The following is a 10,110-nucleotide window of genomic DNA, read 5'->3' as shown; positions in this document are numbered from 1 at the left end:
CGGGTCGGCTTGCAGCCGACTGCTTGGGGAGGGGTTGCCCATTTCGGTCGGGAGGTCACACTCGCGGCCTGCCTCTTTCCGCGACGTGGACGTCGCCGGGCCCCGTCATGGCTCTTGGAAAGAGCCACTCCGTGTCCTTCGCTCCAGCCACGGATGGGCGAGGTTGGTGCCGACGATCGCGAGCACGGCGATGAAGGTCAGCGGGTGCAGTTCCCGGTCTTCCCGGAAAAACAGGATGGCCATGGCGATGCCGTAGATCGGCTCGCAGTTCATCGCGAGGTTGCCGGCGTAGGCGGTGATCTTCCTGAGCAGGTGGATGTGCCAGGCGAAGCCGAAGACGGTGCAGCCCATCGAGATGAGGAAAAGCCACAACCAGTCGAGTCCGCGCGGCTCCAGCAGCGCGGGATAGCCTCCGGGGTCGAGAAAGGGCAGGGCGATCAGGCAGATCAGCGAGGCCCCGATCATTTCCCAGCCGACCATGCCGAGCGGGTCGCCGCCGGTGTGGACGAGGCGGCGGTTGAGGACGGGAAAGATGGCCGCAAGGAGCGCCCCCAGCAGCGCCACGCCGAGGCCGGCGAGGTGCTCGCGCTCGACATTGGCGACCAGCGCGATCCCGCCGGCGACGATCAGGCCGAGAAAGACCTCGAAGGGCCGCACGCGGCGACGCTCGAACAGCGGCTCGGTGAAGGCGGTGAAGAGCGAAATCGTCGCCATGCCGGTCAGGCAGATCGAGATGTTGGCGAGCTGGATCGCGCCGAAGAAGCACAGCCAGTGGAGGCCGATGACCACGCCGACCCCGATCATCGCCGGCCAGCGGTCGGTGGAAATGGGGTGGCGCCGGAAGAAACGAACCCACAGGAAGGCCGTCACGGCCGCGAGGGCCACGCGCCAGGTCACCAGGCTCACCGCGCTGCCCGAGTAGAGCTTCCCGAAGACCGCCGTGAAGGCGACGAGGAAGACCAGCAGGTGGATTTGGAGGGTGGCGGGCATGGCGCGGCTGGAAGCCGCGGGAACGGCCTGCGGCTGGAAGCCGCAGCTACTCGCCCGCGATCAGGTCATCGAAGGTCTGGCGCTTGCGGACGACGGTCGCCTTGTCGCCATCGACGAGAATCTCCGCGGGGAAAGGGCGGGAGTTGTAGTTGGAGGCCATGACGAAGCCGTAGGCACCGGCACTCATCAGCGCGATCACCTCACCCGGCTGGAAGTCAGGCAGCTCGCGGTCCTGGCAGAAGAAGTCGCCGCTCTCGCAGATCGGACCGACGACGTCGACGGCTCGTCGCTCCTCGCCGGGTTCCTTGACCGGAATGATCTCGTGATGGCCCTCATAGAGCGCCGGGCGGATCAGGTCGCCCATGCCGGCGTCGACGATCTTGAAGGTCTTGGCGCTGCCCTGTTTTTCGTAGAGGCAGCGGGTCAGCAGCACCCCGGCGTTCCCGGCGATGGCGCGGCCCGGCTCGAGGAGGATCTTGAGCCCTAGGTCCTTGAGGCGGGGCACCAGCTCCTTGCCGTAGCGCGTGAGCGTGAGCGGGCGGTCCTGCTCGGACTGCGCGTCCCACCAATCGACCGAGCCGGCGGCGAGCGCGTCCTGATAGATGATGCCGATGCCGCCCCCGATCGACCAGAACTCGATGCCGTGTTTCTCCTTCAGCGCGGTGGCCAGCGGCGCGACCTTTTCCACCGCCTCGACGAAGGGGGTGATGGAGGTGAGCTGCGAGCCGATGTGCATCTGCAGGCCGCGCAGGGTGATGTTCGGCAGTTCGGCCGCGGCGCGGTCGTAGAGTTCGGCGATCGCCTCGAAGTCGACGCCGAACTTGTTCTCCGACTTGCCGGTGGAGATGTACTTGTGGGTCTTGGCGTCGACGTTCGGGTTCACGCGCACGGCGGCGGGGGCGGTCACACCGAGGTCGCCGGCGACCTGGTCGAGGAAACGCAGCTCGGCCTCGCTCTCGACGTTGAAGGAGTAGATGCCCTGCTTGAGCGCATACTCGATTTCCTCGCGGGTCTTGCCGACGCCGGCAAAGGTGCACTTCGCGGGGTCGCCGCCGGCCTGGATCACCCGGAACAGCTCGCCGGCGGAAACGATGTCGAAGCCCGCACCCTCCCCGGCGAGCAGCCGCAGCACCGAGAGGTTCGAGTTGGCCTTCACCGCGTAGGCGACCTCGTGGTCGACACCCGCCAGCGCCGCGTCGAGCCGGCGGTAGTGGTCGCGGAAGGTGTTGGCCGAGTAAACGTAGAGCGGAGTGCCGTGCTCATCGGCGAGACTCTGGAGATCGACGTCCTCGCAGAACAGCGAGCCGTTGCGGTAGGCAAATCCGTGCATGGCGGGGCTTTAGCCGGGGAAAGCCCGCCGGGCAAGGGTGGACGCGATCGGAAAAATCGAATGGATGCCGCGCCGGGAACGTTGCATCTTCATGGCACTGATGACGGGCAGACTTGGATGGTTGATGCTGGTGCTGGCGATCCAGGCTCCGGCGATTCCGAATGCGGTCTTCGGGCCGGTCGCGCGGTCCGACAGCCCGCTCAATGGCGAGGACCTCACCGGGCCGGTCCTCGCGGCGCTCCAAGGTGGCCCCGAGCTCCCCGGCGAGTGGGCGCCCGAGGCGGGTGTCGGCGCGGCGGAAATCTCGCACCTGCTGGCTCGACCGGCGTTGTTCGGCCGCGAGGTGGTGATCCTGCGGGCGGTCCGGCGCGAGGGGGCGCTGGAGCGGGTCGAGGCGACCTTCGCCGATGCCGGGTCGTTCTTCGGCTACTTCGATCAAAAACTGCCGGAGGGCTTGAGCCGGCGTCAGCAGGAGGAAGAACTGCGCCGCCGGATGGCGGTCCGGCAGGAGGAATTCGCCACGCTCTACGACCAGGCGCTGGCCACCGTGAGGGCCGGAGTGGCGGCACGGGCCGGGGAGGAGCGGCCGAAGTCGGGCAGGGTGGGCAAGGGCCGGGTGCTGCGGGCCGAGGTCGATGAATGGGAGTGCGGTGACCTGACGCTGCGGCTTTTCTCGGCGGATCAGCGCCTGGTGCGGTTGGTGATCGGAAAGGATCTGCCCGACGGCTGGCTCGATCCGGCCTTCGAAGACGAGGACGACCGCGAACGAGCGACCCGACTGGCCTCCGCCGTGCGGAAGGATGGTGAGGCGGTCCGGATCGAGGGACTCGAGCCCATCCCCCAGGGATACCGTCCCTACTGCGGGCTCAACTCGCTGGCGATGGTGGCGCGGCACCTCGGCCTGCACCTCGACGAGGATTGGATGGCCGCCGCCGCGGGCTTCCGGAATACCGGCAGCGCGGCCGGGTCGAACATGGTGCGGCTCTATCAGGCGGTGGCGGCGGAAGCGGGATTGGGCATGGACCGCTCGAGCCGCTTCGACGAGTTCGCCGTCCGCGGTGCCCTCGCCGAAGGCCGCCCGGTGATCGTCTGGCGGCGGTTTTCCCACGAGCGAAATCGCCTCCACGACCGGGTCGCGGCGGGCCGGGCGGAGCTTCCCGACCCCGCCTCGGCGGAGGAAAGGGCGAGCTGGCCGGGCGAGGAGGCGCCGCTGCACGCCTCGGTCCTCACCGGCTTCGATGGCGCCCGCAACGAGGTCTTTTTCCTGGAAAGCTGGACCGGCCGCGATCGCCCGCGCCGGATGCGCTTCGAGGAGATGGCCGCCACCGCCTACCTGACCTTCGTCTTCGAGGATTGACGAGGGCCCTCGCGGGCTCGGCGCGCTCAGTTTTGTCCCGCAGAGTCGCAGAGGCACGGAGGTGCCGCAGAGATCTTCAAGGTGTTGAGGTCTGCAAGTCCTCAGTTACGGCGATCGGATCCTGATACTGCCCCATTCTCGGATCGTTCTGACATCCATCCCTCTGCGGCCTCCGCGCCTCTGCGGTTGAAATAGGTTGGGTGATCCAGCGCGGCGAGAATCAGGATTGACGGACTTAGGCTTCGACAGCCGGGGAGTGCCGGGGAAATATCCCCCCGTCACAACCCGTAGACTCCACTCGAATGAAAGGCACTGATTTCACCCGTCGTCGTTTCCTCCGCACCACCGGCCTTGGCGCCGGGGCCGTGCTCGGCTTCCCCGCCATCGTCCGGGGCCAGAACCTCAACGAGCGCATCCGCGTGGCGTCGATCGGAGTCGGCGGCAAGGGAGGCTCGGACGTCGCCAACATCGCCGGCTGCGGTTGCGACATCGTCGGCCTCTGTGACGTCGACATGCGCACGCTCGACAAGGCGGCGGAGAAATATCCGAAGGCCAAGAAGTTCACCGACTTCCGCGAAATGCTCTCGAAAATGGATTCGGAGATCGATGCCGTGACCGTTTCCGCTCCCGACCACATCCACGGCGTCGCCGGTATCCCCGCGATGCAGGCCGGCAAGCACGTCTTCATCCAGAAGCCCCTGACCCAGACGGTCTGGGAGTCGCGGGTGATGCGCGAACTCGCCCGCGAAAAGGGCCTCGCCACCCAGATGGGCAACCAGGGCAGCGCCGCCGAGGGCCTTCGTCGCTCGGTGGAGGTCATTCAGGCCGGCGTGCTTGGAAAGCCGCTGGAACTCCACGTCTGGACCAACCGCCCGGTCTGGCCGCAAGGCCTGGATCGCCCGGAGGGTTCCGATCCGGTTCCCGAGCACCTCGCCTGGGACCTGTGGCTCGGGCCCGCCGCCGAGCGTCCGTACAAGGAGGGCGTCTATCATCCTTTCAAATGGCGCGGCTGGAGCGACTTCGGCACCGGCGCGCTGGGCGACATGGCCTGCCACACGGTCAACATGCCCTTCCGCGCGCTGAAGCTCGGCTACCCCGACCTCATCGAGTGCGAGATGGCCTCCAAACTCTTCCCCGAGACCTATCCGCTGACCTCGCGGGTGCGCTTCGAATTCCCCGAGCGCGACGGCCTGCCGCCGCTGAAGTTCTGGTGGTACGATGGAAACCCGAGCAACGCCTTCCAGCCGATCATGCCGCCGCCGGAGCTGCTGCGGGAGGTCTTCATCCTGCGCGGCAAGGTGCCGAATTCCGGCGCGCTGATCGTCTTCGAGAACGGTACCCTTTATTCCGAGGACGACTACGGCCGGGCCTTCTGGATGAAGACCAACGACGACGAGGAATACGTCCGCGGCGCCGCCCATCCGCTCGCCCAGGAGGTCGAGGAAAGCATCCCGCGGTCCCCCGGCCACGAGCAGGAGTGGATCGACATGATGAAGGGTGGCGACCCCGCCTACTCGAACTTCGAAATCGCCGCATACCTCAACGAGGTCATCCTGCTCGGCTGCATCGCGCAGCAGATCGGCGAGGGCCAGCCCATCGCCTGGGACGGCCCGAACATGCAGGCCAAGGACAACGCCAAGGCCAGCGCCCTGGTCAAGCGCCAGTACCGCGACGGCTGGGCACCGAAGGTGTAGCCTCCTACTCCACCTCAATCAGCATCGCGGTGGTGTTGTCGCGGCCGGATTCGGCGACGGCGTAGGCCACCAGGCGGTCGGCGGAGAGCTCCTCGCGGGCCATTTCGTCGATGCGGCGGTCCCACATGCCGTCGACCAGGCCGTCGGAGCAGATCAGGAACCGGTCGCCGGCCGCGCAGCCGACCCGGCCCAGCTGGGGATCGACTTCGCGGGTCTGGCCGCCTAGGACCTGCTCAAGGACGTTCTTCTTCGGGTGATTGCGGGCCTCGCGCTCGTTCAGCCGGCCGCTCTTGAACATCCGGCCGACCCAGTTGTGGTCGTCGGTGAGCTGCCGCATCGGACCCTCCTTCGGGAGGTAGTAGATCCGGCTGTCGCCGACGTGGCCGAAGGACATCCAGCCCGGCATGAACCAGCACAGGCTGAGGGTCGCCCCCATGCCGCGGCATTCCTCGTAGTGGAGGCCCAGTTCGACCAGGGACTCGTGGGTTTCGAGGAAAATCTCCTCCAGCACCTCGGCAAAGCCCGAGTCGACCCGCGAGGCCTCCAGCTTGAAGCTCAGCGGCAGCAGCTTGGTGATCTTTTCGGTCGCGATCTTGCTCGCGACCTCCCCGGCCCTGGCGCCGCCCATGCCGTCACTGACGGCAAACACGAAGTCGCTCGAATCCATCGCTCCATCGCCCTCACGGCCAAGAAAGTGGACCTCCCGCGCGTCGAAAGTCAACGCCAGGAAGGCATCCTCATTGTTCTTGCGGAATCGTCCGGTGTCCGTGACGCCCGACCAGCGGATTTTCAGGGGCGTCGGGGCTTCGTCGTTGGCCATGCGATGCCTTGAGACTGAGCGGCCAAGGGGGCATGACAAAGGCAAAAAATTTCGCTTCGCAGCCGGGGTTGGCCCGCATATTGCTTTCCCGCGCGTGGAGCATGCCCCGCCTCCGGGCGAAGGGCGCGCTCCATTACCATCCACGCGCAAGCGTCAACAAACCACCAACAAGAAAGACACGATGCCCAAGTTCAAACTCGAGTACATCTGGCTCGACGGCTACATGCCCGTCCCGAATCTCCGCGGAAAAACCAAGATCGCGGAATACGAGAAATTTCCCACCCTTGAAGAACTCCCCGAGTGGGGCTTCGACGGGTCCTCGACCCTCCAGGCCGAAGGCAGCGATTCCGACTGCGTGCTGAAGCCGGTGGCCGTTTACCCCGACTCCACCCGCCGCAACGGCGCGCTGGTGATGTGCGAGGTCATGCTCCCCAACGGCGATCCGCACCCGACCAATTCCCGTGCCACCATCCTCGATGATCCGGACGCCTGGTTCGGCTTCGAGCAGGAGTATTTCCTCGTCGAGGACGGCCTGCCCCTCGGTTTCCCGAAAGGCGGCTACCCGAACCCCCAGGGCGAGTACTACTGCGGCACCGGCTTCAAGAACGTCGGCGACGTCGCCCGCCAGATCGTCGAGGAGCACCTCGAAATCTGCCTCGACGCCGGCATCAACCACGAAGGCATCAATGCCGAGGTCGCCAAGGGCCAGTGGGAATTCCAGATCTTCGGCAAGGGCTCGAAAAAGTGCGCCGACCAGATCTGGGTCGCCCGCTACATCCTCAACCGCCTCTGCGAAAGCTACGGCGTGGACGTCGAGTACCACTGCAAGCCCATCACCGGCGACTGGAACGGCTCCGGCATGCACGCCAACTTCTCGACCAAGTACATGCGCGAGACCGGCGGAGAGGACTACTTCAAGGCCCTCATGGATGCCTTCGAAAAGAACCGCGACGAGCACATCGCCGCCTACGGTCCGGACAACCACATGCGCCTGACCGGCCTCCACGAGACCCAGTCGATCGACCAGTTCTCCTGGGGCGTGGCTGACCGCGGCGCCTCGATCCGCGTGCCCCACAGCTTCGTCAAGAACGGCTACAAGGGCTACCTCGAGGATCGTCGTCCGAACTCGCAGGGCGACCCCTACGCGATCGCCTCGCGCATCCTCAAGACCATCGCCGAGGTTCCGACCTCCTGATCCCTCTTGGATTGCTGAAATTCAGAGCCGTCCGTCCCGCCAGGGGCGGACGGCTTTTTCTGGTGCTCGAAAGGAGGTCAGACACTCCTGTCTGACACTGCCCATCTCCACCTCCCTCTCCCCTCAAACTACGCCAGCCCCCTCATCGGCGCTCCACAAGGACCGCGCGACGCTGTCGCGAACGGAGTGCAGAGTGCAGAGTGCAGAGTGCAGACGGGGTGGGGCGGGGATCGGAAGTCCAGGACCGCGCGACGCTGTCGCGCACCGCCCGGCCAATACGGCCCAATCCGGACGCGAGTAGAGATTGCGGACGGTGGCGAAGAGAGGAGGGCGCGGCCACGGCTCGCGCTCCTCGCACAGAGCGGCGAAGGGACCAAGGGGGCGACTTTCCCAGGAGCCAGCCGTCTTGCTCGCCCCCTGGCGTCACTCCCATCTCCCAAAGTCCGCCAAAACCAACACCCTCTGAACTCTGAACTCTGAACTCGGCTCATCCGGTCCCAGGCGTCACTTTCCAATGCATCTACTGACCCAAAAGCCGCTCTCACTCCAAAGATCTGAAATCTGAAATCCCAACATCACAAATTCCTTGCCCTGTGTCCCACAATATTGCTACTTGAGAGCATCATCGATGGAGAAGTGCGCCAACCGAGTGGTTGGTTTCACGTCCATCACACGAACACTGAAAAAAAACTGAAAAGTCGCATTTTTTCCTAGACGACCCGTCTGGAACAACCCAAAACACAGCCCGTCATGAAACCAATTACATCCCTTGCGCTCCTCAGCGCTCTTTCCGTCGCTGCGAATGCAGCGGTTACTGATCCGGTTGGATATGTTACTGAGTCCATCGTTTCTGGCTTCAATTTTGTTGGCCTTACGGTCCACGAAGCCACTGTTGTTGCCGGCGACCTTGAGGTTGTCACCAGTTCTACAGTCACAGATTCCGACGTTGATTTCGATTCCACTTTAACAAGCGGTGTTACTTACCTTCTCGAGATCGATGGTGGTCTCGGGATTACGGAAGTTATCACTTCTTGGACGGGCAATGTGTTGACCACTGAGACGGACCTGAGTGGCGTAGTCTCAGCGGGGGCTACTTATTCCATCCGTCCCGCGGCGACACTTGAGTCGGTCTTCGGAGCGGCTGGGGAGAATATTGCTGAAGGAACCTTCGGGACCGCTGGGGCTGAGCAGGTTTGGCTGTTCAATGGTTCGGGTTATGACAAGTATTATTATGACACGACTAGTCCGGACGGGTTCAGTGCAACTTGGCGGCAGATCGAGCCCGTTACCCAGAATCTGGCAGATCCTTCGTCGGTAGTGCTACCTTATGCTGAGGGGTTCATTCTGTTCGCAGCCGCCGCTCGGGACTTGGTCTTGACCGGTGAGGTGAAGATGGATGCAACTGAGATCAATGTTGTGAGTGGCTTCAACTTTGCGGCCTCCTCTACACCCGTCAGTGGTACGCTTGCCACGGCATTCGGAGTCGACGGTTCGGCTCTCACTGCAGGCACGTTCGGAACGGCTGGAGCTGATCAGGTCTGGCTCTTCAACGGTAGCGGTTACGATAAATATTATTACGATACAACTAGCCCGGATGGTTTCTCGGCTACTTGGAGGCAGATTGAGCCTGTGACTCAGAACATCGCGGACCCAAGCGCAGTCGCGATTCCTTCTGGGTACATCATCTTTTCGGCAGCGGCTGGTGACATCACCCAAGGAATTCCTGTTTACGCTCCTTGAATCTTTCTGCCTTATCTCTGAAAGCCAAATCTCAATCCACAACCTAAGTTATTATTAGATGAAAACTACGTTCAAGGGTATTGCCGCTGTCTGCTTCCTTTCTGGTGTTGCATCAGCTGCAGTACTCGTTCCCACGAGTAACTTCACTGGATCGCCCGTAGCGAATCCTGCGGTGGGGTCCCCATTGCTCACTGATGCGACAGGTACCACAGGTTTGACCACGAGGGTATTTGCCGGTTCATTTTTGAGCGGGACACCCGACTTTCTTGTGACCTCAGATGCTGACATTATCTCCGCCTTCACTGCAAATGGTGCTGGGGCTGCGTTCACTGCGCCTGGTTTGATCAACACTGACGGTTTCGGAGCGGGCACTAGCACAGATGGTTCCGATTCGTTCACTGGTAATCTTGTTTATCTGTTGGTTGGCAACGCAGCAACCTTGGGTGCATCCACCGAGGTGATGGTGTTTTCAACGGGCCAAAGCTGGGCCGTTGAAGTCGAGGGTGTTGGAGGGGCTCTCAGTCCAATTACACTCTCGTCAGCCAATCTTGAGCGGGGCATCGTGGTCTCACCAAATCTGGCGGCTCCATTCGCCGGATTTAACGGTAACGAGGGTCTTACCTTCGGAGTCGTTCCTGAGCCCTCGATCGCTCTTCTCGGAGCCCTTGGAATTCTTGGTCTGCTCCGTCGCCGACGCTAAGGTTGCTCCAGAAATGATTCCAAGGGAGGCAGGCTAGCGCCTGCCTCCCTTTTTTTTTGGTGATACGCCGATAATAATGTACAATAAAATAAGATGCCAGGCATACAGTTGTTGACGCGCCTGAACTCAGTTGCTATGATAAGATGCCAGGCATACAGTTGTTTGAACTCAGTTGCTAAGAATCCCACAATAAGATGCCAGGCATACAGTTGTTGACGCGCCTGAACTCAGTTGCTAAGAATCCCCACAAGTTCATGAAAACCAATGCTGAAACGACGATCGAC

Annotated in this window: 8 protein-coding genes; 5 read left to right on the top strand and 3 right to left on the bottom strand. The window is 63.0% G+C overall.

Annotated features, from left to right (window positions below; translation table 11 throughout):
* Positions 1–105 precede the first annotated feature (105 nt).
* A complete protein-coding gene (locus ACG2LG_RS23230; RefSeq protein ID WP_396263170.1) occupies positions 106–990 on the bottom strand; it encodes a DMT family transporter in 885 nt (294 codons plus the stop codon).
* 46 nt (positions 991–1,036) lie between these two features.
* Entirely contained in the window at positions 1,037–2,320 is a 1,284-nt protein-coding gene (gene lysA / locus ACG2LG_RS23225) for a diaminopimelate decarboxylase (protein ID WP_396263168.1), read from the bottom strand.
* 100 nt (positions 2,321–2,420) lie between these two features.
* On the opposite strand from lysA, the gene ACG2LG_RS23220 reads away from it, so the two are divergent.
* Both ACG2LG_RS23220 and ACG2LG_RS23215 read left to right on the top strand, forming a co-directional pair.
* Entirely contained in the window at positions 2,421–3,677 is a 1,257-nt protein-coding gene (locus ACG2LG_RS23220; protein WP_396263166.1) for a hypothetical protein, read from the top strand.
* Between the two features lie 302 nt (positions 3,678–3,979).
* Entirely contained in the window at positions 3,980–5,371 is a 1,392-nt protein-coding gene (locus ACG2LG_RS23215; RefSeq protein ID WP_396263164.1) for a Gfo/Idh/MocA family protein, read from the top strand.
* A 4-nt stretch (positions 5,372–5,375) separates the two neighbouring features.
* Here the strand turns inward: ACG2LG_RS23215 and ACG2LG_RS23210 are convergent, their stop codons facing one another.
* A complete protein-coding gene (locus ACG2LG_RS23210; RefSeq protein ID WP_396263162.1) occupies positions 5,376–6,191 on the bottom strand; it encodes a PP2C family protein-serine/threonine phosphatase in 816 nt (271 codons plus the stop codon).
* Between the two features lie 181 nt (positions 6,192–6,372).
* On the opposite strand from ACG2LG_RS23210, the gene ACG2LG_RS23205 reads away from it, so the two are divergent.
* The 3 genes from ACG2LG_RS23205 to ACG2LG_RS23195 all read left to right on the top strand — a co-directional run bounded on the left by ACG2LG_RS23205 (position 6,373) and on the right by ACG2LG_RS23195 (position 9,826).
* Positions 6,373–7,386, top strand: coding sequence for a glutamine synthetase beta-grasp domain-containing protein (locus ACG2LG_RS23205; RefSeq protein ID WP_396263160.1), 1,014 nt, complete (start codon positions 6,373–6,375; stop codon positions 7,384–7,386).
* A 750-nt stretch (positions 7,387–8,136) separates the two neighbouring features.
* Complete coding sequence (locus ACG2LG_RS23200) at positions 8,137–9,126, top strand: hypothetical protein (RefSeq protein WP_396263158.1); 990 nt, start codon at positions 8,137–8,139, stop codon at positions 9,124–9,126.
* A gap of 58 nt (positions 9,127–9,184) precedes the next feature.
* A complete protein-coding gene (locus ACG2LG_RS23195) occupies positions 9,185–9,826 on the top strand; it encodes a hypothetical protein (protein WP_396263157.1) in 642 nt (213 codons plus the stop codon).
* Positions 9,827–10,110 lie beyond the last annotated feature (284 nt).

The organism is Haloferula sp. A504, from assembly GCF_044385805.1.
Classification (GTDB): Bacteria; Verrucomicrobiota; Verrucomicrobiia; order Verrucomicrobiales; family Akkermansiaceae; genus Haloferula.
This window is presented reverse-complemented; position numbering and strand designations above follow the sequence as displayed.